Genomic DNA, 25,499 nt, shown 5'->3' on the forward strand with positions numbered 1-25,499 from the left:
CCGGCCGAGGCGTGGCCGAGCCCCGAAACCCCGGTGGTTATCTGCTTGACGGCGTCCGAGGGAAAACTTATGGAGAACCCCACTCTGGCGAGTTGGCGGAGTGGTGACGCAGCGGATTGCAAATCCGTCCACACCGGTTCGATTCCGGTACTCGCCTCCAGAGCCCCCTTCTGAAACATCCGTATTGCAGGCCCGCCCCCAAGGGGCCAGCCCGCCGGACGCCGTCCGGCGGAGCCTGTCCGCTCAGCTCGTGGCGAGGCGCCGGCGGGCCTTGCGGTGGGACAGGATGCCCATGGCGAGCATGCCCGCCGCGACCAGCAGCACCACCGCGCTCACCGGCCGTTCGAGGAAGGTCATGGGATCTCCCCGCGACAGCAGCATCGCGCGGCGGAAATGTTCCTCCATCATCGGCCCGAGGACGAACCCCAGCAGGATCGGGGCGGCGGGGAAATCCAGCCAACGCATGACGATGCCGAGCAGTCCGAACCCCGCGACCAGCCAGATGTCGAAGGTGGCGTTGTGCAGGCTCAGCGTGCCGATGGCGATGAACATCAGGATCGCCGGGTAGAGGTAGCGGTTGGGCACCAGCAGCAGGCGCACCCAGAGGCCGATCATCGGGATGTTCAGTACCAGCAGCATCAGGTTGCCGACCCAGAACGACATGATGAGCCCCCAGAACAGCATCGGCTGATCGGTCAGCAGCTTGGGCCCCGGCGCGATGCCGTGGATGGTCAGCGCGCCCAGCATCAGTGCCATGGTCGCGCTGCCGGGAATGCCGAGGGTCAGCGTCGGGACAAAGGCGGTCTGGTCGGCGGCGTTGTTGGCCGATTCCGGCGCCGTGATGCCTTCGATCGCGCCCTTGCCGAAGCGTTCCGGCGTGCGCGACAGGCGCTTCTCCAGCGCATAGGCAAAGAACGACGCGACCGAGGGGCCGGTGCCCGGCAGGGCGCCGAAAAAGCCGCCGATGCCGCTGCCGCGCAGCATCGGCAGGATCGAGCGTGCGACCTCGGCGCGTGGCAGGCGCATGGCACGCAGCGACACGCTGGCACGGTCGAAGCTGCGGCGCGCGCCCGACCCGGCATTGGACACCACCTCGGCGATCCCGAAGACCCCCATGGCGAGCGGCACGAGGCCGATTCCGTTGCTCATCTCGAGGATGCCGAGGGTCAGGCGCTCGTCCCCGGTGTAGAGGTCGATGCCGACGGTGCCGAACAGGATGCCCAGGACCACCATGGCCAGCGCCTTGGCGACCGAACCGTCGCTCACCGCGCTGGCGGCCACCAGTCCCAGCACCATGAGCGAGAAGTATTCGGCAGAGCCGAAGCCGAGCGCGTAGCGCGCGATGGTCGGGGCGAAGGCCATCAGCATCAGGATGCCGATGACACCCCCGACGAAGCTGGCGACCGAGGTCATCAGCAGCGCCGCCGCGCCCTTGCCCTGCAGCGCCATCGGATGCCCGTCGAGGCAGGAAATGGCGCTGGACGTGGTGCCCGGGATATTCACGAGGATCGCCGCGGTCGAGCCGCCGTAGCCGGTGCCGTACCAGATCCCCGCAAGCATGATGAGCGAGGTGGTCGGGTCGAGGTGATAGGTCAGCGGCAGCAGCATGGAGATCGCCGTCAGCGGACCGATGCCGGGAATGACCCCGACCAGCGTGCCGAGAAAGACGCCGAGGAAGCAGTACCCGAGCGTGACCGGCGCCAGTGCCGTCTGCAGGCCGAGAAGGATGTTGTCGATCATTGTCCCGCGCCCCTCACCACGGCCAGTCCAGCATGTGCAGCCCCAGCGACAGGCCCAGGCCGAATACCAGCCAGGCCAGCAGGCAGAGCGCGGCGATCATCGCAGCAAGGGTGCCGGGTGTCGGGCGCTCCTCCCCGGCGAGGCTCGACAGGCTCACCAGCGCCGCGATGGCCGGAAACAATCCGAAGGGTCGGACCAGCAGCGCGAAGGCAAGGACCGCGCCGAGCACGGCCGCGCTTGCCCGCAGCGGCGGCAGGGCAAAGCGGGTCGGGCGGTCTCCGCGCAGCAATGGCGGCAGCGCGATGGCGAGGCCGAGCAGCGCGAGGATGCTGCCCGCCAGTGCCGGATAGGCCCCCGTTCCCATGCGGCGCAGGCTGCCGAGGTCATAGTGCGCCACGCAGTAGAGCGTGACCCAGAGCCCTGCCGCGAACAGCAATGCACCGCCAAGCATGTCCTTGCTTGCGTTCGTCATGTGATCCTCCTCAGGAATGCGGGATTTTAATGCGGGATCTTGCGGGCGGCGGTCCGCGCCGGTCCGAGATCGTGGCGCGCCCGTGCCAGGCGGGTCAGCGCGGTCATGTCCAGCCGGTCGGCGAGCCGCCCGCAGATCGGGGCCGCCAGTCCGTCGGCGATGACGGGCAGCTCGGCGATCTGCGCGGCGAGCCCCCGGTGAAAGGCGATTTCGTGCGGTTGGGCGAGGCCGGGCGGCAGGCCCTGGGCAAAGGCGATCTGTCCTGCCGCCCCCAGCGCGCTTTCGGAATAGGTGCCGTTGCAGATCCGGCCGCCGGCGCCATGCACCTGCGCCGCGATCCGCCCGGCAATACCGCGGCCGAGCCGCGTCGGCTTGGCCGAAACCTGCGTGACCCCGCGCTCGCGGAACGCGGTCAGAAGTTCGGTCCCGGTGACGGCCTTGTCGGCCAGAACCGGCACCGCGGCCCCGCGCAGGGCCGCGTCCAGCGCCGCGTCCGGGGCGAGGGGCACGGGATCTTCGAGAAAGCTCAACCCGGTATCGGCGGCGAGCGCCAGCAGCTCGGGAAGGTCGCCAAGCCCGTAGGCGCCGTTGGCATCGCCCGAGATTTCGGCCCCGTCGCCGAGCGCATCGCGAAGTCCGTGCAACACCTGCGTGTCGGTCGAAAGACCCTGACCGAGCTTCACCTTGAACGCCGTGATGCCGAACCCGTCGCGGGCCGCCAGCGCGGCCTCGGCCATGGCGCCGGCCGGAGCGCGGGTCAGCAGGTCGGCGACCCGGACGGGCGCCAGCGGGGCAGGGGCCGGCGCGACCATGTCGCGCCAGGCATTGTCGCAGAGCGCCGTCAGCGCCATGGCGCCCCGGATCGGCGCAAGCGCGGTCAGCGCCGCGTCGGCGTCCTCCCCGTCCGCGTCATGCAGCCGCGGCCGGGCCATGTCGGAGACGGCCCGCGCCAGCAGGCCCGGCGTCACCCCGTTCCATTCGGGCCGGCAGAGGATCTCGGACGCGCCCCGCCGGCCGTCGCCATCCTCGAACAGCGCGACAATGCAGGGCACCTCCTGCCCGCTGCCGCCCACGGTCCAGCTGACCGGGGCGGCAAGGGGCAGCGACAGTTCCCAGAGCGTGATGCGGGCGAGCCGGCGCATGATCCTCAGCCGGCGGTGGCCGCAGCCGCGTCCACCAGCTCTTTCCACGGGCCGAGGTTGCGGTCGAGGTAGGCCAGGATCTGCGCTTCGTCCGCAAAGACCGGCGCGATTCCCATGCCGTTCAGCCGCTCGCGGTAGCTCGGGCGGGCGACGGCCTCGCGGATCGCCGCCTGAAGCGCGGTCACGATCTCGTCCGGGGTATCCTTGTGCACCGTGATGACCGACGGCGTGGCCACCGTCACCATGTCGATCCCCGCCTCGGCGACGGTCGGCACATCGGGCAGAAGGTCGTCCCGTTGATCCGCCGCGAAGGCGAGAATGCGCATCTCGTCCTCGAACCCGAGGTAGTTGGAGGTCGACAGGAAGGCATAGTCGATCTCGCCCCCGAGCAGCGCCGCCACGGTGTTCGAGCTGCCCTTGAACGGCACGTCCAGCGCTTCGGTGCCCGTCGCCGCCAGCAGCGAGGCGCCGTTCACGAAGTGGAAGCCGCCGCGCCCGGTGTGTCCCCAGGCAAGATCGCCGGGCGCCGCCTTCAGCGCGGCCACGAGGTCGTCGAGGGTCTGGTAGGGGCTGTCGGCCCTGACCGCGATGGCGGACTGGATCAGCGCCATCTGCGCGACAAAGCGCAGCTCGGTCATCGGGTCCAGCACCTGTTCCTTCATCAGGCTGCCGAGCATCAACGTGCCGAGCGACTGATGCCCGAGGGTGTATCCGTCCGGTGCCGCCGTCGCCACGGCCTGCGCCGCGACATAGCCGCCCGCGCCGGTCTTCTGGATCGGAACGACGCTCTGGCCGAGGATGCCGTCCAGTTCGGCGGCGAGGGCCCGCGCCACCTGGTCGTTCCCGCCCCCGGCGGAAAACGGGATCAGCAGCTCTATGGATTTCTCCGGATACCCGGCGGCCATCGCGGACCCGGTGCCGAGCGCCAGGGCCGCAAGGGCGCCCCCGGACAAAAGAACGGTACGGCGGTTGATCATCGAATCTCCTCCCTTTCGTGATCCTCATGTGGTTAACATCAGCACAAATATGGTTGTCAAAATCAACAAAAATATCGGGTCCGTTGGTGCCGTTTCGGCGGGGATGACTGTAAAAATGAAGGCAAGTAGTTGAAATTCTTAAAATATCTGCGAGGGAGGGATGGCGAAGATAATGGTTGATGTCAATCCTGATATAGTTGATAAAGGCAACGAGTTTGAAGGAGGCGTCATGCCGGAGATCGTGATCTGCGAATGTTTTGCCCGCGACGGGCTGCAACACGAACCCGTCGTGCCCGCGACCGCGATCAAGCTGGATCTGCTGGCGGGTTTCGTGGCCGCCGGGTTCCGCCGGATCGAGGCGACCAGCTATTCCCATCCGCAGCGGGTGCCGGGATTTGCCGATGCATCGGAGCTTCTGAAGCATCTGCCGCGCCGCGATGGCGTGGCCTTCAAGGCGACCTGTCCCAACCCCCGCGCGGTCTCGCGCGCGCTGGAGGACCGCGCCGCCGGACACGGGGCCGAGGAAATCTCGTTGCTCGTGTCGGCGACCGAATCCCATACCGCGCGCAACCTGCGCACCACGCGCGAAGGTCAGTGGGAGCGGGTCGCCGGGATGGCGGCGCTGGGTCGGGGCAATTTCCGCTTGGTCGGCGTGATCTCCATGGCGCTCGGCTGCCCGTTCGAGGGTCCGGTCGATCCCGGTCGCGTGGTCGAGGATGCCGCCCGCTTTGCCGACCTCGGCTGCGAGCTGCTGACCGTGGGCGACACCATCGGGGCCGGGACTCCGCGACAGGTGCGGGCGTTGTTCCGCCGGCTGCTGGACGAGGTGCCGGCGATCGTGCCCGTGGCGCATTTCCACGACACGCGCGGTGCGGGCATCGCGAACGCCGTGGCCGCGCTCGAGGCCGGTTCCACCCGCTTCGACAGCGCCATGGGCGGGGTCGGCGGCCATCCGACCCGGATCAGCTACGGTGCCGGGGATACCGGCAACGTGGCGACCGAGGACCTCGTGGCGCTTTTCGAGGGCGAAGGGCTGGATCACGGCATCGACCTCGATGCGATGATGCGTGCCTCCTCGGCCTGCGAGGAGGCGCTCGGCCGCCGGTTGCTGTCGCGCGTGGCGCGCACCGGATTGTGGCGCCCCGCCACCGAGACCAAGGAGAGGGAGAATGTCTGACGTGTCCGATGAAAACCTGCTGCTGACCGAGGATCGCGGCGCGATCCGCATCGTGACGATGAACCGTCCCGACAAGCTGAACGCGCTGAACACGGCGCTGACGCAGCAACTGCTGGATGCGCTGCTCGCGGCGGATGCCGACGACGACATCCGGGCCGTGGTGTTGACCGGTGCCGGGCGCGGCTTCTGCGCCGGGGCGGATCTTTCGGAATTCAAGCACCTGACCCCCGCCCGGTCGGGCGCGGTCGAAGCGCGGGCCGATCTCACATGCCGCCTTCAGATGGCGGCGCAGAAGATGGCGAAGCCGGTGGTCGCCGCCGTGCACGGCGCGGCTGTCGGCGGCGGGGCCGGGCTGGCGATCGGCTGCGACATGGTCGTGGTCTCGGACACTCTGAAATTCGGCTATCCCGAGGTGAAGCACTCCATCGTGCCCGCGCTGGTGATGACCGGACTGGTCCGCGCGCTGGGGCGCAAGCAGGCGTTCGAGATGATCTCGCTCGGCCGTCTCATCGGCGCCGACGAGGCGCGGGCCCTCGGGCTGGTGAACCGCGTGGTGAGCGGCGATCCTCTGCCCGCCGCGCTGGAGATCGCCGAGGTCTGGGCCAGGGCCGAACCCCGCGCCATGCGCGCCGCCAAGAGCCTGATGTACAGGGTCGAGGATCTGCCGCTCGACGCCGCGATGCTGGCGGGGCGCGACGTCAACGCGCTCATGCGCTCGTTCCGGGAGAGCGGGGCATGAGACCGCTCGACGGCATCCGGGTCGTGGATTTCAGCCGGGTCCTCGCGGGGCCGATGGCGACGCAGGTCATGGCCGAATACGGCGCCGAGGTGACCAAGATCGAGCGCCCCGGCACCGGCGACGAAAGCCGCGTCTTCGAGCCGGTCTTTGCCGGCGGACAAAGCGCCTATTACGCCGCCTTCAACCGGTCCAAGCGATCCATCGCCGTCGATCTCAAGTCCGGGGAGGGCCGCCGCCTTGCCTTCGACCTTGCCGCCGATGCCGACGTCCTGGTCGAGAATTTCCTGCCCGGCGGGATGGAGGGCATGGGGCTGGGCTACGAGGCGCTGAAGGAAGCCAATCCGCGCCTTGTCTACGTCTCCAACACCGGCTTCGGCCAGACCGGACCCTATGCCCGGCGCAAGGGATATGACACGATCTTTCAGGCCCTGTCGGGGGTCATCGACCTGACCGGCCATCCGGACGGACCGCCCGCCAAGGTCGGCCTGCCCTTCGCCGATCTGACCTCGGGGCTGTGGATCCTGATCGCGGCGCTCACCGGGCTGGTGGGGCGGGCGGCTTCGGGCCGGGGCTGCCACGTCGACATGGCGATGATGGACGCGCAGGTCAGCCTGCTGAGCCTGCCCGCCGCGCGCCACTTCGCGCTGGGCGAAACCCCGACGCGGACCGGCACCGAACATCTCGGGCGGGTGCCGTCCTCGGCCTTTGCCTGCAAGGGCGGCGACTGGCTTTTCGTGTCCGCCTCCGACCAGCACTGGCCGCAGCTCTGCGACGCGCTGGGGCTGGAGGAGATGGCAGCGGACGCGGGCCTTGCGCGCAATGCCGACCGGGTGGCGCGGCGGGACGAGGTCACGCGCGCCCTTGCCGGGGCCTTTTCGCAGCGCGAGCGGGGCGAACTTGCGCCCGCCCTGCGCGCCGTCGGCGTCCCGGCGGGCGAGGTGAACACCGTCCCCGAGATCCTGGACGACCCGCATATCCGGGCCCGCGGCATGGTCGCGACCTATGACGATCCCGACCGCGGCCCGACGCCGGGCCTGCGCACGCCGCTGCGCTATTCGGGCTATGACGACCACCGCTTCGAGGCGCCGCCCAAGCTCGGCGCCGACACCGGCCGCATCCTGCGCGAGGAACTGGCGCTGGACGAGGCCACGATCGCGGCGCTTTACGAGAAGGGGATCGTGCAATGACAGTCAACGGACTGATCCGGCTGGAGGATCACGGCGCCCGCGTCGACGTGGTGCTGAACCGCCCCGAGGCGCGCAATGCGCTGAACCTGGCGATGTGCGAGGATCTCATCGAGGCCTTCACCCGGATCGCCTCGATGCCCGATGCCGGGCTGGTGGTGCTGCGCGCCGAAGGTCCGGTGTTCTGCGCCGGCGCCGATCTCAAGGAGCGCAAGGGCCGGGACGAGGCCTGGGTCAAGGCGCGCCGCCGACTGGCCTTCCTCGCCTACGAGACCATCGGCAACTGCACGCTGCCGGTGATCGCGCAGGTGCAGGGCGCGCTGGTGGGCTCGGGCGGCGAGATCGCCATGAGCTGCGATTTCATCGTCGCCTCCGATGCCGCCACCTTCCGCTTTCCCGAACCGCAATGGGGCACGGTCGGGGCGACCCAGCGCCTGCAGCGGGTCGTCGGCGTGCCGCGGGCCAAGGAACTGCTCTACACCGGCCGGGTGATGGAGGCCGAAGAGGCCCATCGCATCGGGCTTGTCACCACGCTGACCGGCGCGGCGGATCTTGCCGCGACGGTGGACGAGATGGCCGAACGCATCCTGCGGGCGCCTGCGCTTGCCCTGCGTCTCACCAAGCACTGCATCGACCAGGGGGCGCGGACCGACCTGTCGTCGGGAATCCGCATCGAACTGGCGGCGATCGACCGGCTGCTGTCGGAAAGCGACTGGCGCGGCGGCGTGGACCGGTTCGGCGCGCAGATCGGCTCGGCCGGCAAGGAGCAGAAGGCATGACGTTCGCCCTCGAAACCCTCTGTCCGACGGTGGTGCAGGACGCGCTGGCCCGCGCCGCCGCGCTTGCGCCGGACGTCGAGGCGCTGGTCGCCCCCGACGGGCGTGTGACCTTCGGCGAACTGGCCGGCCGCGTCGCCGCGCTGCGGGCGGCGCTTCATGCCGCGGGCATCGGCCGGGGCGATCACGTCGGGCTCTGTCTCGGCAACGGGGTCGCATTCGAGACGCTGTTTCTCGCGCTCGGCACGCTCGGCGCGGTCTCGGTCCCGGTCAACACCCGCCTGAAGGCGGACGAGATCGCCTATGCCCTGCGGCAGTCGCGGGTGCGGGTGCTGTTCACCGCCGACCGGCTGCTCAACGCCGATTTCATCGCCACCCTGCGCGAGATCCTGCCCGCCATCGACCGTCCCGGCGCGCTGCCGGACGCGGCGCTGCCGGACCTCGAACGCATCGTGGTTCTGGGCGACACCGTTCCGCCCGCCGCGTCGGCTTGGTCCGGGATGACGGCGGGCACACCCGCCGATCCCGGTCCGCAGGCACGGCCGGACGACACGCTCTTGATCCAGTATACCTCGGGCACAACGGCCTATCCCAAGGGCGTGATGCTCAGCCATCGCTCGATGCTGGGCAACGGCTTTGTCTCGGGGCAGCGGATCGGGCTGCGCACCGGGGACCGGTTCCATTCCGCGCGGCCGTTCTTTCACGTGGCGGGCACCACGCTGTCGATGCTCGCCTGCCTCCAGAACCTCGCGACGCTGGTCACCATGACCCGGTTCGAACCGGGCGAGGCGCTGGCGATGATGGAGGCGGAAGCCTGCACGCATTTCTCCGGCAACGACACCATGGCGCTGATGCTGCTGAACCACCCCGACCGCCCCGCGCGCCGCCTGTCGCTGCGCGGCGGCTGGGTCGCCGGGTCGCAATCGGTGCTGCGCCGGGTCGCGGGCGAACTCGGCGCGCGCGAGGTCGTGTCGGGCTACGGGCTGTCCGAAGCCTCGCCCAACATCGCGCAATCCTGTTGGTGGGAGGACGAAGAGATCCGCACCGGCGGGCGCATGCGTCTGCAACCGGGGCTGGATCTGCGCGTCGTCGATCCGGCCACCGGGGCGGAATGCGCCCCGGATCAGCCGGGCGAGATCCGGGTGCGCGGCTGGTCCGTCATGAAGGGCTATTTCGACATGCCGGAAAAGACCGCCGAAACCCTCGACGCCGAGGGCTGGCTTGCCACCGGGGATCTCGGGCGGCTGGGCGCGGACGGGCGGCTGGACTTCGTCGGGCGGCTCAAGAACATCATCCGCGTGGGCGGCGAGAACGTCTCGCCCGAAGAGATCGAGGACCGTCTGCACCGCCATCCCGCCATCAAGCAGGCGCAGGTGGTGGGCGTGCCCGACGACCGGCTGGTCGAGGTCTGCGCCGCCTTCGTCATCCTGAACGAGGGCGCGGCGCTGGACCCGGCAGAGTTGATCGACTGGGCGCGCGGGGTCATGGCGGGCTTCAAGGTGCCGCGCCACGTCTGGATCGTCGAGGGCTTCGAGGACATCGGCATGACCGCCTCCTCGAAGATCCAGAAGTCCAAGCTGGCCGACCATGCCCGGCGGCTGCTGGCCGAGGAGGACGCGGCATGATGCGGATCGAAACCGACGTGACGCGCCTTCTGGGCATCGACCTGCCGATCCTTCAGGCGGGCATGTCCTGGGCCTCGTCCAACGCGGAACTGCCGCTGGCGGTCTCCCGCGCGGGCGGGCTCGGGGTGATCGCCGCGGGGCCGATGTATGTCGAGGCGCTGGAACAGGCGATCGACAGGCTGCGTGCGGGCACCGACCGGCCCTTCGCGGTCAACATGCCGCTCTATCGCAAGGGCGCCGACGAGATCCTCGACCTGCTCGAAGCCAAGCGCATCCCGGTGCTGATCGCCTCGCAGGGCGGGCCGCAGAAATACCTCGACCGCTTCCGGGCGGTGGGCACGACCTGCCTGCACGTGGTGGCCTCGGAAACCCATGCGCTGAAGGCGGCGGAAAAGGGTGTCGACGGTCTGATCGTCGTCGGGGGCGAGGCCGGCGGCCACCCCCCGGCCGAGCTTGTCTCGACCCTCGTCCTGGTGCGGGCGGTGGCGGACGCGACCGAGGGTCGGGTGCCGCTGGTCGCCTCGGGCGGCTTCGCGGACGGGCGCGGGCTGGCGGCGGCGCTGGCGCTGGGCGCGGGAGCGGCGAACTTCGGCACCCGCTTCATCGCCACGCCGGAGGCGGGCGTGTCCGATGCCTACAAGCGGGCGGTGATCGCCGCGGGTGTCGCCGATACCCGCACCGTCGGTCGCGGCATGGGCATGATCCGCGCCATCGCCAACCCGTTTACCGACGAGATGGAGGCGCTGGAACGCGCCGGCGCGCCGGAGGAGGCGCGGCGCGCGGTCTTTGCCGCCGCGACCCTCAGGATGGCCGCCTTCGACGGCGACATGACACGCGGCAAGGTCGAGGCCGGGCAGAGCACGGGACTGGTGCGCGCCCTGATGCCCGCCGCCGAGGTGGTGGCCGAAATCGCCCGTGGCTATGCCGACTGCCTTGCCGCGATGCCGCGCGCGACAAGCTGCCCGGCGGCCGACGACTAGGCCGCCGCGAACGACCGGCCCCGGCGCAAATGCCGCGCGGGGCCTGAAGCCATGGACGCCACGGGCCGGACGGCCGGGGACCATGTGACCGGGGCAGGGATGCTGCCCGACCAAAGAGGAGGAAGTACGGAGATGATCAGCGATCTGACAAGGCGCGCCTTCATGAAGCGCGCGGCGATGGCGACGGGTGCCGGGCTGGTGATGCCCCGGGCCCTGCACGCCGGGATACCGTCGAAACTGCAGTGGACGGCGGCGGATGTCGGCTCCTCCGGCTATATCGAGGCGACGGCGATCGCAAACGCCCTGATCGAACAGCACGGGTCGCGCATCCGCGTCGTGCCCTCGGGCACCTCGATCGGGCGGATGATGCAGCTCAAGCAGGGCCGGGTGTCTCTCGGCTATCTCGCGAACGAGGCCTATTTCGCCTCCGAGGCGCTCTACGATTTCTCGACCCGCGAATGGGGGCCGCAGGATCTGCGCGCGCTGATGGGCCGCGAGGCCCTGTTCGGCATCGTCACGACCGCGTCGTCGGGGATCAAGTCCATCGCCGACCTCAAGGGCCGCCGCGTGGCGCTGATCCAGGCCCACCCCTCGACCAACTTCAAGGTCGAAGGCGTGCTGGCCTTTGCCGGTCTCGGCTGGGACGATGTCGAGGCGATCGAGGTGCCGGGCTATTCCGCCGGTCTGCAGGCGGTGCTCGACGGCTCGGTCGAGGCGGCGGGCGCCGTGGTCGGCGCGTCGGTCCTGCGCGAGATCGAGGCAAGCCCGAACGGCATCGGCTGGCTGCCCGTGCCGGCAGACGACACCGAGGGCTGGAGCCGGATCAACGCCAATGCGCCGCTCTTCGCACCGGCCACGATGACCAGCGGCCCCGGCGCCTCGGCCGAGAACCCGGTGGCGCTGGTGGGCTACCGCTACCCGATCCTGTCGGTCTATGCCGAAACCGGGATGGAGGATGTCTACGAGATGACCAAGGCCATCGTGGAGGGCTACGACCTCTACAAGGACGCGGCCCCGGTCATGTCCGCCTATGACGTCAACCATGCGGCGCACCCGCCCTACGATACCCCCTGCCATGACGGCGCCAGGAAGTATTTCGAGGAGATCGGCGTCTGGACCGAACAGGACGAGACCTGGAACACCAACCGCCTCGCCCGTCTTGCCAAGGTGCAGGAGGCCTGGGCCGCCGCGACCGAAGCGGCGGACGACCAGGGTCTCGCGGACAAGGACTGGCCCGCCTTCTGGGACCAGTTCCGCTCCGAGAACCTCTGAACCCTTCCGGGGCCGGCCGGGCGCGCGTCGCCGGGCCGGTCCGATCATCCTGCTGACAGGTTTGCCATGGCCGATGCCGCACTGACCGACACCGTTCTCCCCGGCGAGGATCTGCGCCCCGAGACGTCCCGCCTCCATCAGACCCGCTTCGTCGTCTTCCCGCTGACGGCGCTGGCGCTGCTGCTGGTGGCCAACCAGGTCTTCCTGCTGCGCATCGGCGGTTTCCAGATGCCCAGCACGGGGCTTTACTACGCGCTGATCGGCATCTTCTTCGCGATCCTGTTCCTGACCTTCCCGATGCGCAAGGCGGACGAGACCCGCGTTCCTCTCCATGACTGGATCTTTGCCGCGCTGGCGCTCGGCGGCGGGGGCTACTTTGCCTCCATCGCCGGGGACATCATCAACCGGGGCTGGGATTATTCCGCCCCGATCCTGCCGACGCTGCTCGCGCTGGCGCTGTTCCTGCTGGTGCTCGAAGGGCTGCGGCGCACCGGGGGCACGGTGCTGTTCTGCATCTGCCTTGCCTTCGCGGTCTTTCCGATCTTCGCCGACCACATGCCGGGGCTGCTCTGGGGCAGCCAGTACACCCCGCGCGAAACGCTCTCGGCGCATGTCATGGGCTCGGGCGCCATCGTCGGCGTGCCGGTGCAGGTGGTCAGCGAACTGGTCATCGGCTACCTGCTGTTCGGCGCCGCGCTGACGGTGACGGGCGGAGGGCGCTTCTTCATGGATTTCGCCAGCGCCCTGATGGGCCGGGCGCGGGGCGGGCCGGCCAAGGTCTCGATCATCTCGTCGGGCCTGTTCGGATCGCTGTCCGGGTCCGTGGTGTCGAACGTCATCTCCACCGGCGCCTTCACCATCCCCACCATGAAACGCTGCGGCTATCCCGCCTCCTATGCCGGCGCCGTCGAAGCCTGCGCCTCGACCGGGGGCTCGATCATGCCGCCGGTGATGGGGGCCGCGGGGTTCATCATGGCCTCGTTCCTGAATGTGCCCTACGCGACGGTGGTGTCCGCCGCGATCCTGCCCGCCGTCCTGTTCTACGCCGCTCTGCTGATGCAGGTCGATGCCTATGCCGCGCGCAACGGGCTCAGCGGCATGGACGAGGCCGACCTGCCGCGCCTCGGCCCGACCCTGCGCGAAGGCTGGCCGCACCTTGCCGGGGTGCTCTCGCTCGTCGGGCTGATCCTGTTCTTCCACATGGAACGCTCCGCCCCCTTCTTCGCGGCGGGGTTCATGCTGGCCATCGCGATCCTGCGCGCCCCGCGCGCCGCCTGGAGCGTGATCCGCGAGACCCTCGTCGAAACCGGGCGCAGCGGTGCCTATCTCTACGGCATCCTCGCGGGGATCGGGCTGATCGTGGGCTCGCTGTCGATCACCGGCGTGGGCAGTTCCGTCTCGCGGGAACTGGTGTTCGCGGCGGGGGACAACCTCTACCTGCTGCTGGTCTTCGGCGCCCTGACCAGCTTCGTGCTCGGCATGGGGATGACGGCCAGCGCCTGCTACATCTTCCTTGCCATCATCCTCGGACCGGCGCTGACCTCGCAGGGGCTCGACACGGTGGCAAGCCACCTGTTCATCCTCTACTGGGGCATGCTGTCCTACATCACCCCGCCGGTGGCGCTCGCCGCCGTGGTGGCGGCGGGGATCGCGGGCAGCGGCGGCCTGCAGACCGGCCTGCGCGCCATGCGGCTCGGCTCGGTCCTGTTCATCCTGCCCTTCGCCTTCGTGCTGAACCCGGCGCTGATCCTGCGCGGAGACCTGCCGCAGGTGATCCAGGCCGTCTGCACGGCGGGCCTCGCGATCTGGTACATCTCGGCCGCCTTCGAAGGCTGGCTGCATTTCGCCGGACGCCTGCCGATGTGGCTGCGGGGCCTCGCCATGGTCGCCGGACTGGCGCTGCTGATCCCCGAAGGCCACAGCGACATTGCCGGTCTGGCGCTGGCGGCGCTGGTGATGGCGCTGGCGCGACTGACGGTGCGCCGCACCCCGGGCCCGGCATGAGGATCGACGGCTGGTCGGTTGCGCCGGTCGAGCACCGCAACCTCGATCCGGAATGGCACTACGCGGGGCGCGACGTGCCCCGCCTGCCGGGGATCCGCGTCGCGCTGCGCGCCGGAGACCTGACGGGAGAGGGCTACGCGCCCTTCCTGCCGCATCTCGACGCCTCGCCGCAGGCGCTGGACGCCGCCGCGCGCCGCATCGCCGCCGGTCTGACCGGGGCCGATCTCGCGACCCCCGATGCCGCGCTCGTCCGGCTCGGCCCCTGCGCCAAGGCGCGCAACGCCGCGCGCTCGGCGGTGGAGATGGCCCTGCTCGACCTCGCGGCACGGCTGCGCGGTCAGAGCGTCGCGCGGATGCTGGGCGGGGTGCCCGCGCCGGTGCCGGTGCTGCGCATCATCCCGGTGAAATCCCCCGACCACATGGCGGCCATCGCCTCCGGGCTCGTGTCCGAGGGCTACGGCGCGCTGAAGCTGAAGGCGACCGGCGTGCAGGCCGAGGACATCGCCCGCATTGCCGCCGTCCGGGCGGCCGTCGGGCCGGAGGTGGTGCTGACCGTCGATGCCAACCAGGCCTGCGACGCGGAGTCGGCGCAACGGTTCGAGGCCGCCCTGGGCCCGCTCGATATCTGGTCGCTGGAACAGCCCGTTCCGGCGGGCGATCCCGCCGCGCTGGCCGCGGTCCGCGGAACGGCCCGCACCCGGATCGAGGCCGACGAGGGCCTGTTCGCGTCGGGCGACCTCGCGCGGATCCTCGACGCGCAGGCGGCGGACGGCATCAGCCTCAAGCTTGCCCGCTCCGGCGGCCTGCTGCCGTCGCTGGACATGGCTCGCGCGGCGGCGGCGCGCGGTGTGCATGCCCGCATCGGCACCGCATTCGGCGGCCCGCTGGTGTCGCTGGCCACCGCCACCCTTGCGGCGCTACATCCCTGCACCGGGCCCGCCGAATGTGCCGAATTCCGACATTTCGACGACGAGGATCATCACTGGCCCGAAATCCGCGACGGCCTCCTGAACCTGCCGGACGCGCCCGGCTTCGGGCAGGTCCGCAAGGCACCCTGGCCCGCGCCCTGGCAGGGGTGAGCGGCCGCTAGGGGATTTCCGTCTCGAAGATCGTGGCAGGGGGCGGCGGGCGGCGCGGCGGTGTCGCCTCGCCCTTCAACTCCCGCAGGTAGGTGAGCGAGCCGCGCGACACCTTCTCCATCAGCCGCATCAACTCGCAGCGCTCGTCCGTGGTGAGTTCCGCAAGCATGCGGCGGTTGCGCTCGCGCGAGGCGGCAAGCACCTCCCGGACCAGCGTCTGCCCGGCATCGGTCAGCCGGAGGTTGATGCTCCGCTTGTCGTCCGGATTCGCCTCGCGCCCGATGAACCCGCGCTCTTCCAGGGCGGATACGGTGCGGCTCATCTGGCTTTTCTGAACCCCGGCACGCTTGGCCAGCGTGTGCAGCGGTGCGATCCCGAGAAAATCCAGCACCGCCATTGCCCGCCAGTCATGGGTGTTGAGTTCGAAATCCGGCTTGAGCCCGAGCAGCGCAATGCGCGAGGACAGACCGGCAAGGCGCTGAAGGTTATAGGAAAAGAGATACCGGATGTCGTCGTCGTTCCGGCCGATTCCGTCGATGTCACCGCTCGTCGCCAAGGCCGCGCCCCCATGCGTAAACAATTTCGTTCACAGTGTATCCTATTTGAATGCGAGTGCAACATTCAGCGTGGCCCGTACGTTCGGGCGTGCGCCGTCTGGGTCCCCGCGGGGACAGGCGGCGCCGGACATGCTATGCAACCTCGGGGGGAATCGCGGGGCAAGTGCCGCGCGCCGCCTCTGCCACGCAGAACACGAAGGGGAAGGCGGCCATGACTCCGGACCTAGAGACGCTGCTGCTGCAGATCCTGCCGGATCTGCGCGCAAGGGCCGATGCGCCGCCGGTTGCGCGCGTCGAGGCACTCCGCATCCCCGGGCGCCATATCGTCGGAGGCCCGGGGGACGAGACCATCCCCGGCGGCAGCGGCAACGACACCATCGAGGGCGACGGCGGCCACGACAGCCTTCAGGGGCGCGGCGGCGACGACGAGCTTCGGGGCGGCGCCGGGGACGACACCCTGAACGGCGGCAGCGGCGACGACCGGCTGAGCGCGGACGAGCGCTTCGACGATATCGGCGCGGATCTGCTGATCGGCGGCGCGGGCAACGACACGCTGATCGGCTACGACGATACCTATCGCGGCGGCAGGGGCGATGACGAGATCCACGCCAACGGCGGAGAGGCCTTTCTCGGAGATGGCGACGACACGCTGCGCAGCTTTGTCGGGGCCGATGGCTGGGGCGGCAGCGGCGACGATCTGATGATCGACAACGGCGAACCGGGGGCGCAGACCTCGGTCGTCTTTCACGGCGGGCGCGGCGACGACACCCTGCGCGGCGGCGCCGGCAACAATTCGCTCTACGGTGAAAACGGCAACGACCTGATCTATTCCGGGCGCGGGCTGACGGATGCCGGGCGCCACAACGACACGGTGATCGGCAACGGCGCGGCCGAGTCGATCCTCGGCGGCGGCGGTTCGGACTACATCTCGGCCGGGACCAACAACGACACCATCGACGCGGGACACACCGGGAACGATACCGTCTACGCGGGCACCGGCAATGACCTCGTGACGGCGGGCGACTGGCGCGACGTGCTGTTCGGAGAGGACGGCAGGGACACGCTCTCGGGCGGGGCGGGCAACGACTGGATCGAGGGACAGGGCGGGTCCGACGTCATCGACGGCGGGCCGGGAAACGACACGCTGGTCGGCGGCGACGGTTCCGACACGCTCACGGGCGGCGCGGGCGAGGATGTCTTCGTGTTCCAAGCGGACGGCAACCGCGATACCGTCCTCGATTTCGAGGCCGGGGACAGGCTGGTCTTTCGCATCGGCGGGTCGGACAGAATCACGGTCACGAATGTGGGCGGGCTGCACACACGGCTGACCTTCCTCGGGACCGAGGTCCTGCTGCGCGATATCACCGTGGCCGAGTTCCTTGCCGTGCCTGCGATCACGTTCGAGGCGGGCGATTACACCGGCGGGGCGGACGGCGACGTCCATCGCGGCACCGCCTATTCCGAAACGCTGACCGGGCTCGACGGCGACGACCTTCTGGCCGGGAAGGGCGGGCAGGACCTGGTCGACGGCGGCGCGGGCGACGACACCCTGCGCGGCGGCATAGGAGACGATACCCTGCTGGGCGACGATGGGGCCGACCTGCTGCTGGGCGGGGGCGGACACGACTCGATGAACGGTGGCGCGGGGGCCGATTTCCTCGACGGCGGGCCGGGGGATGACACGCTCCAGGGGGCCGAGAGGTGGGACGGCGGGACCGAGCCCGACACCCTGTACGGCGGGGAGGGCAACGATCGGCTGCTCGGGGGCAACGGGGCGAACCTTCTGGACGGCGGCGCGGGGAACGACACGCTGGCCGGGGGGGAGGATGCGGACAGGTTGCTCGGCGGCGCGGGCCGGGACAGCCTCATCGGTCGCGACGGCGATGACTATCTGGACGGAGGCGACGGCAACGATTCCCTCGACGGCGGCGACGGTGCGGACACCCTGCTGGGAGGTGCGGGCGACGACACTCTGAGCGGCTTCGGGGGCAACGACCTGCTGGAGGGCGGCGAGGGCGACGATCTTCTGAACGGCGTCAGCGGGGACGATACCCTGCGCGGAGAGGCGGGCGACGACCTGCTCACCGCCTATGCCGGCGCCGATCTTCTCGACGGCGGCGCGGGGGCGGACACGCTGATCAGCAACAGCGGGGCGGAGACGCTGGTCGGCGGGGCGGGGAACGACCTGCTGCGGCCGAACGCGGGGTATTATGCCGATGGCGTCCCGGACGTGCTGGTCTTTGCCCCCGGCTTCGGCAACGACACGGTGGAGGGCTTTGTCGCGGGCGAGGACGTGATCGAGATGTCGGGCTACCTGCCGGGCCAGGTGACGCTGAGTGTCTCCGGCGGTCACACCCTTGTCGAGATCGCCGGGCAGGCCGACACGATCCGGATTATCGGCGTGGAACTCACCGATTTCTCGGATTTCCTGTTCACCTGAGCGGGGAGCCTGCGCGCTCTCCGGCCGGTCCGGACCTGCCGCGGGCCCGCACGAAGCGTCACCGACGGGAACCCGCAAACAGCGCATTCTTGCCGACGCGACGCGACCGGCGGCAAAAGTGCAATGATCCCGGATAGATGGCTTCCCCTGCGTAAGGTCCGGCCGCAAGGTTGCCAGATGGGGCCGTTCGGGGCATAATCCTTTCATCCCGCCGCATGTTCCATGCGGGGGAGGAAGCGTGAGACCCGAAGCGGTCGGTATTTCTTTTTGATTGTTACATTCTGTTTTCTGCCGCCCGCAAGCCCGGCTTCCGAAGCATTTGCATTTCGGAGCTGGTCGAGCGCCGCCATGCAATGATTTTAAGCAATGAAGGATTGAACAAATGCCTACCACCCCGGAAGTATGGCTCTCATCGTTCCAGGCCAACACACAGGACGTCGGTCCGAACGGCAGCCAGCAGAACAATTCGGTCGTGATCCAGCTGACCAACGGAAATATCGTCGTGCTGTGGGTCGACACATCCGACGCCGCACCGGGCGGTGCGGGCGGCGCCGACATCGTCGGACAGATCTACGACCCGCTCGGCAATCCGCTCGGCAGCGAATTCCGCGCCAACCAGTCGTTCTTTGCGGATGACGAATACAACTTCGATGCCGCGGCCCTCGAAAACGGCGGCTTCGTGGTCGTCTACGAGGACGACCCCGGACCGGATGACGCCATCGCGATCCGTGCGACCGAGTGGCACAGCACGCCGGACGGCACGCTCACGCTCGATGCAACCCTGACCATCGCCACCTCCCCGGATGCCGGGGACATCGTGCGCCGTCCCGCCGTCGATGCGCAGCCGGACGGCTCCTACATGGTCGTCTATGAACATTTCGACAGTTCGGTGCCGGACCGCGATCTGCGCGGCACCCCGGTGACCGCCGCCGGTGTCGTCGGGTCCGAGATCATCTTCATCTCGGGGTCCGACAGTGCCACGTCGTCGACCGATGTGGCGGCCCTCGCCTCCGGACTCTACGTCGGTGTCTACGATTACGACGGCACCGATGACGCGCTCGCCTATTCGATCCGGTCCACGACCGGCGCATCGCCCACCGGCGGAGCCTTCGTCGCCGACACCGCAACGAACGGCGATACCGATTCGGATGCCTCGGTCGTCGCGCTGGAGTCGGGAGGCTTCGTCATCTCCTGGACCAACGTGGATCCCGGAGTAGACACCGATGTCGAATTCCAGCGCTACGAGGTCGCGAGCGGCAGCGGCACCTCGACCACCTATGCCACGGCGGGCGGGGTCCAGACCGTCAACGGCGGGGCGTTCACCGACAACAACAACGAAAGTCACCTGATCGGCCTCGAGGACGGCGGCTTCGTGGTCGCCTATGACGATGACGAGACCAACGTCCTGTCGGTCCAGCGGTTCAACGCCACGGGCACGGCCACCGGAACAGTGGTCTCGGTCGAGTCGGTGGCCGAAAGCGATCCCTCGGGCGTCGGCCTCGGGGACGGCCGGTTCATCTTCGGCTGGACCGAGAACGGGCTCGCGGGCTCCGGGAGCGGCGTCGATGTGCGCGTGCAGATCATGGACACCCGCGACCTGCCGAATTCGCCGGGCGTCTACACCCCCGATCAATGGGTGGTCGGCACGATAGGCAACGACATCTTCACACCCAGCACCAATGCCGAGTTCACCCACGGCTGGGACGGCGACGACGTCATCACCGAAAGCGGCGGCACCCGCGAATACTACGGCGACGCCGGCAACGACCGCATCAACGTGACCTCTCCGATCAATTCGGATCTGCATGACGGCGGCACCGGCAACGATACCGTCGACTGGTCGGGCGCATCGGCCTTCGTCTCGGGCGCGACCTTCGATCTCGGGGCGGGAACGGCGACCATCGGTGCGTCAAGCGAGGTGATGGTGAATTTCGAGAACCTCAACGGCACCGACAATTCGGAAACCATCATCGGGTCGAGCGTCGGCAACATCCTGAACGGCAATGACGGGGCGGACACGATCCGTGGCGGTGATGGCAACGACACCATCGACGGGGGCGACGGCAACGATTCCCTGCTCGGCGAAGGCGGCACCGATACGCTGATCGGCGGCAACGGCAACGACACGCTCGACGGCGGCCTTTTCTCGGGGCAGTCGAACGGCGGCAGCGGGAATGACACCTTCATCCAGACCAGCTTCAACAACGCCGACAACATCGACGGCGGCGCCGATATCGACACCTTCGATGCCACGGCTTCGGGGCTGGCGATCCTGAACGCCGACCTCGGGCCGTTCGGGCAATACGATTTCGGCCCCATCCTGGGGCTGCAACTGGATTCGATCGAGGTCTTCCTCGGGTCGGCCCTGGGAGACGATGTCGATGCCGACGGCACCCCGGGCACGACGCTGATCGGGAACGGAGGCAATGACACCCTGACCGGCGGATTCAACGAGCAGACCATATCGGGCGGGGATGGCGACGATCTCATCGACGGCGGCTTCGCGGTCTCGTCCGGGGTCGGAGACATCCTGTCCGGCGACGCCGGCAACGACACGATCAGCGGCGCCAACGGCAACGACAACATCGACGGCGGCTCGGATGACGACGTGATCACCGGGAACGGCGGCGCCGATTTCATCCTCGGCGGCACCGGGCGCGACGACCTGTCCGGCGGTGACGACGCGGATACGATCAACGCCGGGGGCGGGGCCGATACCGTCAATGGCGGCAACGGCGCCGATACCCTGCGCGGCGAGGATGGCAACGACGTGATCTTCGGCGGCTCCTTCGGAGACCTGATCTTCGGCGGCAACCAGCACGACACTCTGCGCGGCGAGGACGGTCCCGACACGCTGATCGGGGGAGGCGGCAACGACAGCCTGATCGGCGGTGGCAACACCGACAGCATCCTCGGCGGCGACGGGGCCGACACGATCCTCGGCAACCTCGGGAACGACACGCTCGAGGGCGGCACCGGAACCGACAGCATCACCGGCGGCGACGGGCGCGACCTGATCGCCGGGAACACCGGGAACGACACGCTGATCGGCAACAAGGCCGATGACACCATCGACGGCGGCGGCGGGTCGGACCTGATCCTGGGCGGTGACGACAACGACTCGCTGATCGGTCAGAGCGGCAACGACACGATCGACGGCGGCAACGGCAACGACTACGTCGAGGGCAACGATCTGAACGACGACCTCTCGGGGAGCGCCGGTCTCGACACGCTGCTCGGCGGCGGGGGCGACGACACCATCGTCGGCGGCGGCGATGCCGACCTGATCTATGGCGAGGACGGCAACGACCTGCTGCTCGGCGCCGAAGGCAACGACACGATCTACGGCAACAACGGCAACGACACCATCGACGGCGGGGCGGACAACGACCGGCTGTTCGGCGGCCCGAACGCCGACACCTTCCAGTTCCAGGCCCTCTTCGGGAATGATTCCGTCCAGGGGTTCGGCGCGGGAACCGACACGATCGAGATGATCGGCTACGTGCAGGGTGATCTGACGCTGAGCAATTCCGGCGGCAATACCCTCGTCGAAATCTCGGGTCAGACCGACACGATCGAGATCGTCGGGGTGGTCCTGACGGACTTCTCGGACTTCGTGTTCAGCTGATCCTGACCGGGTCGTGACACTGTCGCGCGGGCGCCCCTCCGGGGGCGCCCGTTTCCTTGGGCGCGGGCCTTTGTGTCCTGTCCGTGCGGGGCTCCGCCCCGACGCGCGCGGGGCGCGCTCCCCCGGGATATTTCGAGCCAGAAGAAACCGGGGTCCGGAAAGCGCGGGGTTGGTATGGCGTGGGGCAGGTATCGACGCGCGGGAGGGGAGCGTCGGGGGCGTCAGGTGTGCCTCGCGCGGGGAGGTGGCGAGGTGACTATCGACCGATGCGGCGGTTGCGTGAGCAGAGCGGGCGATGGCGTGCTTCCGCGCAAACCGGCTGACTGGTCAGGTTGCGGTGCCTTCGGTCGCGTGTTCGGCAATGTCCGGAAAGGGCGTGTCACCGGGGCGCCGTGGGGCGTGTCTGGTGATCTGGTAGCGGAGGAGGGACTTGAACCCCCGACACGCGGATTATGATTCCGCTGCTCTAACCAACTGAGCTACTCCGCCAAACCGTGCGGCTAGGTATGGCAGGCATGGTCCGGCGTCAAGCGGAAATTTCCGCATCGGGGCCGACTTTTCCGGTCCCGCGCGCCTCCGACCGATGACCGCGGGCCTGCAGGGCGGATTGCGGCCGGGTCCGCGCCAAATTCATACCGGGCCCGTGCCGGGGCATTTCGGAATGGAGAGCGTGATGGTCCGGAAAATGACCTTCCGCCCTGTCGTCTGCGGTGGTCCGTTGCCGGGGGGATGGCCCATGCGCGGGCGGCCGGCGACGTGGCCCTGCGCAAGGGAAACAGGGCACCTGCATCAACGGCAAGGCGACCGGCCGCGGCGATCACGACCACCGTCCCGCTGCCGGAAACGGGCACCTGCACGATCCGCGTCTGCCTGACGGGCAAGGACGGGGCCGCCTGCAGGACCGTGGGTTCGGTCTCGACCCGTCGATCCGGCAGGCCGGAGGGGCGCGTCGGGAGGGCAGGGCGGCGCGCCGGCCGCCCCGTCGTCACTTCACGATCTTCTCGTCCTTCACGAACATGTTCGCCCAGGCGCGGTCGACCAGTTCGGGTGTCATCTTGTAGGGCCAGCCCTCGAAATCGCAGACGGCGATCATCTGGTCGATCAGGAAGATCGGCTGGTAGTTCGCGTAGATGTTCTGGATCGTCGGGTACTTGGTCTTGAGCAGGTGGACGAGCGAGCCCTCGTCGAGCTGCATCTTCCGCTTGCGGGCGACGAGCGCGAAGATCTTGAGGAAGTCGGCTTGGTTCGGTCCGTCGATCTTGATCTTGAAGAAGATCCGGCGCAGCGCGGCCTGGTCGAAGATCTCGTTCGGGTGGAAGTTGGTCGAGAAGATGACCAGCGTGTCGAAGGGCACCTCGAACTTTTCCCCGGACTGCAGCGCGAGGATGTCCTTGTTCTCTTCCAGCGGAACGATCCAGCGGTTGACCAGCTTCTGCGGCGGTTCCGCCTGACGGCCGAGGTCGTCGACGATGAAGATGCCGCCGGTGGATTTCATCTGCAGCGGCGCCTGGTAGGTGCGCGCGGTCGGGTTGTAGACGAGGTCGAGCATGTCGAGCGACAGTTCGCCGCCGGTGATGACCGTCGGCCGCTCGCAGAGCACGTATCGGGAATCGAAGCGGTTGGCGCGGCGCAGGCGCGTGTTGTCCTCGACCTCTTCCTCGGCGGCGGAATGCACGATGGGGTCGTAGACCGAGATCACCTGGCCGGAATATTCGATGGCGCGGGGGACGTAGATCTTGTCTCCCATGGCGTCGCGGATGCCGTTGGAGATCGAGGATTTGCCGTTGCCCGGCGGGCCGTACATCAGGATGGACCGCCCGGCGCTGACCGCCGGTCCGAGATGGGAGATCAGGTGCTCGGGCAGGACGAGGTGCCCCATCGCGTTCAGCAGCTGTTCGCGGCTGATCTGGATGTTGCGGATCGACTGCCGCTTGACCTGTTCGCGGTAGATCTGCAGCGGCACCGGCATGGCGCCGAAATATTCGGACTGCGACAGCGCATCGAGCGCGCGGGCCTTGCCGGCATCGGTGAGCTGGTAGGGCATTTCCGTGCTGCCCGAGGCGTTGAGCGTGCCCATGGCCTCCAGCAGGCCCTGGCTCCGGGCGATGTCGATGAGCTCCTGCGCGATGCCGATGGGCAGGCAGAGCGCCTTGGACAGGTAGGTGACGGTGTTGGCGTTCTTGCGGAACACCGTCTTGAGCGCGATGTCCCGCATGAAGACCTGCGGCAGGCCGAGGTCGTCGAGGCGCTTGGGCGGCGGCGGTGCCATCACGGCATTGGTGTGCATGTTCATCAGTACGAAGCCCGGTGAGGATTTGTTGCCGCTCAGGAAACAGCAGCATTGTGGCACCAGCACGGCGGGGACTGGGAAAAGCGGCGGCGGTTTCAGCCGGCGGCGTCGATCAGCGCGGCAATGCGGCGGCCGATGGCGTCGCTGCCCTTGGGCGAGGGATGGATGAGGTCGGGGGCGTGGTACGACCGGTCGGCGAAGGGCACGAGATCGTCCAGGGCGAGGAAGAAGACCCCGCGATCCAGGCCCGCGAGCCGCGCGATGCGCCGGTCCAGTTCGTTGCCGACCGCGCGGCAGCCGTCGATCAGCGACCAGCGTCCGGGGCTGCGCAGGTAGCCGGTGTAGATCACCCGCGCGCCGCCGTGGCGCAGGCGCGAGACGAGGCCCGGAATCGCCCCCCTGCGCCCGTCGGCCGAGATCAACCGGTCGATCTTGTGATCGCAGAGCGCGCAGCCGCAGCCGAACAGAAGGTCGTTGCCGCCGCCGTTCAGCACCACCCAATCCCAGGACCCGGCCTGGTACTGCTGGTCGATATCGAGCCCGAGGCTGCCGGAAATCGGCAGGGCATGGAGGATGCGGGCGGCGGGAACGGAGCGGTCGATGACGCTTTCGCCCAGCCGGGATTCGATCGCGTCGGCGACGGAAAGCCCGATGTTGCGGTTGGCCGCCATCATCGAATCCCCCATCAGGAGGATGCGGGATTGCGTGCCGGGGCCGGCCCGTTCGGTGCAGCCGGGGAGCAGGAGAAAGGTCAAGGATATCAAAAGGGTGCGCAGCATGGGTCCGGTACGGTCTCGGCAGTCTTGCCCGGAGGGGCAGGGCCGAGTGGACCACGCGAATGGGGCGAATCTGAGACATCCGGGCCCGGTTGCGGTGCCCGGATGCTCCGCAAGGCGGGCGGCAGGGCCGCCCTACTTGCCGTAGAGCATGCCCACGATGAGATAGGCGCCCAGGGCCGGGCCGAGCGCGAGGCCCATCGGGAACCGCTTGCCCGACGTCCAGCTTTCCCAGGCCGGGGCGAGGCGGCGCAGCGGCGACATGCGGGCCAGCCTGTGGCTGATATAGGCGGCCAGCACGCAGGCGGCGTAGAGCGTCAGCACGAAGCGCAGGTCACCGAGATGCACGAAGGGTGCCGCCGCCGCGATGAACTTTGCATCCCCCGCGCCCATGGCCCCCCCGGCGTTGAGCGCCATGCCCGCCACGAGGGCGACCAGCAGGTGCAGGTAGTGCCAGAGGTAGGTGTCCAGCGGCAGGGCGATCAGACCCACTACGGCATAGACCGCGACCAGCGCCAGCACGGCCTGGTTGGTGATGCGCAGCGCCTTCATGTCGGTAAAGCAGACATAGAGGCAGATCGGCAGCACGAAGGGCGCGAACCATAGCGCGGCGCTGGCGGGAATGGCGAGCATCTCCCGGC

20 protein-coding genes and 2 tRNA genes are annotated in these 25,499 nt (G+C 68.9%); 12 read left to right on the forward strand and 10 right to left on the reverse strand.

The genetic code is table 11. The features are described 5' to 3' along the window. Positions 1-86 precede the first annotated feature (86 nt). A tRNA-Cys gene (locus ACN0RJ_RS06780) sits at positions 87-160 on the forward strand. An 83-nt stretch (positions 161-243) separates the two neighbouring features. On the opposite strand, the gene ACN0RJ_RS06785 is transcribed toward ACN0RJ_RS06780, so the two are convergent. From ACN0RJ_RS06785 to ACN0RJ_RS06800, 4 genes are read right to left on the reverse strand one after another with little or no spacing between them, the layout of a single operon-like run. Further along, a complete protein-coding gene (locus tag ACN0RJ_RS06785) occupies positions 244-1,740 on the reverse strand; it encodes a tripartite tricarboxylate transporter permease (RefSeq protein ID WP_417723790.1) in 1,497 nt (498 codons plus the stop codon). 13 nt (positions 1,741-1,753) lie between these two features. Continuing rightward, entirely contained in the window at positions 1,754-2,212 is a 459-nt protein-coding gene (locus ACN0RJ_RS06790; RefSeq protein WP_417723791.1) for a tripartite tricarboxylate transporter TctB family protein, read from the reverse strand. Between the two features lie 26 nt (positions 2,213-2,238). After that, complete coding sequence (locus ACN0RJ_RS06795; protein ID WP_417723792.1) at positions 2,239-3,354, reverse strand: enolase C-terminal domain-like protein; 1,116 nt, start codon at positions 3,352-3,354, stop codon at positions 2,239-2,241. Between the two features lie 5 nt (positions 3,355-3,359). Further along, positions 3,360-4,331: a tripartite tricarboxylate transporter substrate binding protein gene (locus tag ACN0RJ_RS06800; protein ID WP_417723793.1), complete on the reverse strand. Its 972-nt coding sequence runs from the start codon at positions 4,329-4,331 to the stop codon at positions 3,360-3,362. Between the two features lie 229 nt (positions 4,332-4,560). Between ACN0RJ_RS06800 and ACN0RJ_RS06805 the strand changes: the two genes are divergently transcribed. The 9 genes from ACN0RJ_RS06805 to ACN0RJ_RS06845 all read left to right on the forward strand — a co-directional run bounded on the left by ACN0RJ_RS06805 (position 4,561) and on the right by ACN0RJ_RS06845 (position 15,167). Continuing rightward, a complete protein-coding gene (locus ACN0RJ_RS06805) occupies positions 4,561-5,508 on the forward strand; it encodes a hydroxymethylglutaryl-CoA lyase (RefSeq protein ID WP_417723794.1) in 948 nt (315 codons plus the stop codon). Continuing rightward, positions 5,501-6,247 carry an enoyl-CoA hydratase/isomerase family protein gene (locus tag ACN0RJ_RS06810; RefSeq protein ID WP_417719818.1) on the forward strand — a complete coding sequence of 249 codons (747 nt, stop codon included), beginning with the start codon at positions 5,501-5,503 and terminating at the stop codon, positions 6,245-6,247. The genes ACN0RJ_RS06805 and ACN0RJ_RS06810 overlap by 8 nt, the downstream gene beginning before the upstream one ends. After that, positions 6,244-7,434: a CaiB/BaiF CoA transferase family protein gene (locus ACN0RJ_RS06815; RefSeq protein ID WP_417723795.1), complete on the forward strand. Its 1,191-nt coding sequence runs from the start codon at positions 6,244-6,246 to the stop codon at positions 7,432-7,434. Before ACN0RJ_RS06810 ends, ACN0RJ_RS06815 begins: the two co-directional genes overlap by 4 nt. Then, positions 7,431-8,210 carry an enoyl-CoA hydratase/isomerase family protein gene (locus tag ACN0RJ_RS06820; RefSeq protein ID WP_417723796.1) on the forward strand — a complete coding sequence of 260 codons (780 nt, stop codon included), beginning with the start codon at positions 7,431-7,433 and terminating at the stop codon, positions 8,208-8,210. Before ACN0RJ_RS06815 ends, ACN0RJ_RS06820 begins: the two co-directional genes overlap by 4 nt. After that, on the forward strand, positions 8,207-9,832 hold the full coding sequence (locus ACN0RJ_RS06825; RefSeq protein ID WP_417723797.1) for an AMP-binding protein: 1,626 nt from the start codon (positions 8,207-8,209) through the stop codon (positions 9,830-9,832). The genes ACN0RJ_RS06820 and ACN0RJ_RS06825 overlap by 4 nt, the downstream gene beginning before the upstream one ends. After that, the gene (locus ACN0RJ_RS06830) at positions 9,829-10,812 is read left to right on the forward strand and encodes an NAD(P)H-dependent flavin oxidoreductase (RefSeq protein ID WP_417723798.1); all 984 of its coding nucleotides are present in this window, start codon (positions 9,829-9,831) and stop codon (positions 10,810-10,812) included. The genes ACN0RJ_RS06825 and ACN0RJ_RS06830 overlap by 4 nt, the downstream gene beginning before the upstream one ends. 132 nt (positions 10,813-10,944) lie before the next feature. Next, positions 10,945-12,084: a TAXI family TRAP transporter solute-binding subunit gene (locus ACN0RJ_RS06835; protein WP_417719823.1), complete on the forward strand. Its 1,140-nt coding sequence runs from the start codon at positions 10,945-10,947 to the stop codon at positions 12,082-12,084. A gap of 66 nt (positions 12,085-12,150) precedes the next feature. Next, positions 12,151-14,088, forward strand: a complete 1,938-nt coding sequence (locus tag ACN0RJ_RS06840; RefSeq protein WP_417719824.1) for a TRAP transporter permease — start codon at positions 12,151-12,153, stop codon at positions 14,086-14,088. Further along, on the forward strand, positions 14,085-15,167 hold the full coding sequence (locus tag ACN0RJ_RS06845; protein WP_417723799.1) for a mandelate racemase/muconate lactonizing enzyme family protein: 1,083 nt from the start codon (positions 14,085-14,087) through the stop codon (positions 15,165-15,167). The genes ACN0RJ_RS06840 and ACN0RJ_RS06845 overlap by 4 nt, the downstream gene beginning before the upstream one ends. A gap of 7 nt (positions 15,168-15,174) precedes the next feature. Here the strand turns inward: ACN0RJ_RS06845 and ACN0RJ_RS06850 are convergent, their stop codons facing one another. Then, positions 15,175-15,723 (reverse strand): MarR family winged helix-turn-helix transcriptional regulator, encoded by a 549-nt coding sequence (locus ACN0RJ_RS06850; RefSeq protein ID WP_417719826.1) that lies wholly within the window; start codon positions 15,721-15,723, stop codon positions 15,175-15,177. A gap of 212 nt (positions 15,724-15,935) precedes the next feature. Between ACN0RJ_RS06850 and ACN0RJ_RS06855 the strand changes: the two genes are divergently transcribed. Further along, complete coding sequence (locus ACN0RJ_RS06855) at positions 15,936-18,164, forward strand: calcium-binding protein (RefSeq protein ID WP_417723800.1); 2,229 nt, start codon at positions 15,936-15,938, stop codon at positions 18,162-18,164. 203 nt (positions 18,165-18,367) lie between these two features. On the opposite strand, the gene ACN0RJ_RS06860 is transcribed toward ACN0RJ_RS06855, so the two are convergent. Beyond that, entirely contained in the window at positions 18,368-18,514 is a 147-nt protein-coding gene (locus ACN0RJ_RS06860) for a hypothetical protein (protein ID WP_417723801.1), read from the reverse strand. A 32-nt stretch (positions 18,515-18,546) separates the two neighbouring features. Between ACN0RJ_RS06860 and ACN0RJ_RS06865 the strand changes: the two genes are divergently transcribed. Next, positions 18,547-21,792: a calcium-binding protein gene (locus tag ACN0RJ_RS06865; protein WP_417723802.1), complete on the forward strand. Its 3,246-nt coding sequence runs from the start codon at positions 18,547-18,549 to the stop codon at positions 21,790-21,792. Positions 21,793-22,204: 412 nt separating this feature from the next. Here ACN0RJ_RS06865 and ACN0RJ_RS06870 read toward each other — a convergent pair. From ACN0RJ_RS06870 to ACN0RJ_RS06885, 4 genes are all read right to left on the reverse strand, one after another. Next, positions 22,205-22,281: transfer RNA gene (locus tag ACN0RJ_RS06870), tRNA-Met, on the reverse strand. Between the two features lie 496 nt (positions 22,282-22,777). Further along, a complete protein-coding gene (locus ACN0RJ_RS06875) occupies positions 22,778-24,085 on the reverse strand; it encodes an ATPase (RefSeq protein ID WP_417719830.1) in 1,308 nt (435 codons plus the stop codon). Positions 24,086-24,177: 92 nt separating this feature from the next. After that, on the reverse strand, positions 24,178-24,837 hold the full coding sequence (locus ACN0RJ_RS06880; protein ID WP_417719831.1) for an SGNH/GDSL hydrolase family protein: 660 nt from the start codon (positions 24,835-24,837) through the stop codon (positions 24,178-24,180). 156 nt (positions 24,838-24,993) lie between these two features. Beyond that, a complete protein-coding gene (locus ACN0RJ_RS06885) occupies positions 24,994-25,491 on the reverse strand; it encodes a prepilin peptidase (RefSeq protein WP_417719832.1) in 498 nt (165 codons plus the stop codon). Between the last annotated feature and the right edge of the window lie 8 nt (positions 25,492-25,499).

It is taken from the genome of Salipiger sp. (assembly GCF_048261495.1).
Taxonomy (GTDB): domain Bacteria; phylum Pseudomonadota; class Alphaproteobacteria; order Rhodobacterales; family Rhodobacteraceae; genus Salipiger.

Bases quoted from the DNA above. Each gene is read 5' to 3' on its own strand.
- ACN0RJ_RS06785 (WP_417723790.1), bottom strand. From the start codon at position 1,740: ATGATCGACAACATCCTTCTCGGCCTGCAGACGGCACTGGCGCCGGTC.
- ACN0RJ_RS06790 (WP_417723791.1), bottom strand. From the start codon at position 2,212: ATGACGAACGCAAGCAAGGACATGCTTGGCGGTGCATTGCTGTTCGCG.
- ACN0RJ_RS06795 (WP_417723792.1), bottom strand. From the start codon at position 3,354: ATGCGCCGGCTCGCCCGCATCACGCTCTGGGAACTGTCGCTGCCCCTT.
- ACN0RJ_RS06800 (WP_417723793.1), bottom strand. From the start codon at position 4,331: ATGATCAACCGCCGTACCGTTCTTTTGTCCGGGGGCGCCCTTGCGGCC.
- ACN0RJ_RS06805 (WP_417723794.1), top strand. From the start codon at position 4,561: ATGCCGGAGATCGTGATCTGCGAATGTTTTGCCCGCGACGGGCTGCAA.
- ACN0RJ_RS06810 (WP_417719818.1), top strand. From the start codon at position 5,501: ATGTCTGACGTGTCCGATGAAAACCTGCTGCTGACCGAGGATCGCGGC.
- ACN0RJ_RS06815 (WP_417723795.1), top strand. From the start codon at position 6,244: ATGAGACCGCTCGACGGCATCCGGGTCGTGGATTTCAGCCGGGTCCTC.
- ACN0RJ_RS06820 (WP_417723796.1), top strand. From the start codon at position 7,431: ATGACAGTCAACGGACTGATCCGGCTGGAGGATCACGGCGCCCGCGTC.
- ACN0RJ_RS06825 (WP_417723797.1), top strand. From the start codon at position 8,207: ATGACGTTCGCCCTCGAAACCCTCTGTCCGACGGTGGTGCAGGACGCG.
- ACN0RJ_RS06830 (WP_417723798.1), top strand. From the start codon at position 9,829: ATGATGCGGATCGAAACCGACGTGACGCGCCTTCTGGGCATCGACCTG.
- ACN0RJ_RS06835 (WP_417719823.1), top strand. From the start codon at position 10,945: ATGATCAGCGATCTGACAAGGCGCGCCTTCATGAAGCGCGCGGCGATG.
- ACN0RJ_RS06840 (WP_417719824.1), top strand. From the start codon at position 12,151: ATGGCCGATGCCGCACTGACCGACACCGTTCTCCCCGGCGAGGATCTG.
- ACN0RJ_RS06845 (WP_417723799.1), top strand. From the start codon at position 14,085: ATGAGGATCGACGGCTGGTCGGTTGCGCCGGTCGAGCACCGCAACCTC.
- ACN0RJ_RS06855 (WP_417723800.1), top strand. From the start codon at position 15,936: ATGACTCCGGACCTAGAGACGCTGCTGCTGCAGATCCTGCCGGATCTG.
- ACN0RJ_RS06860 (WP_417723801.1), bottom strand. From the start codon at position 18,514: ATGGCGGCGCTCGACCAGCTCCGAAATGCAAATGCTTCGGAAGCCGGG.
- ACN0RJ_RS06865 (WP_417723802.1), top strand. From the start codon at position 18,547: ATGCCTACCACCCCGGAAGTATGGCTCTCATCGTTCCAGGCCAACACA.
- ACN0RJ_RS06875 (WP_417719830.1), bottom strand. From the start codon at position 24,085: ATGAACATGCACACCAATGCCGTGATGGCACCGCCGCCGCCCAAGCGC.
- ACN0RJ_RS06885 (WP_417719832.1), bottom strand. From the start codon at position 25,491: ATGCTCGCCATTCCCGCCAGCGCCGCGCTATGGTTCGCGCCCTTCGTG.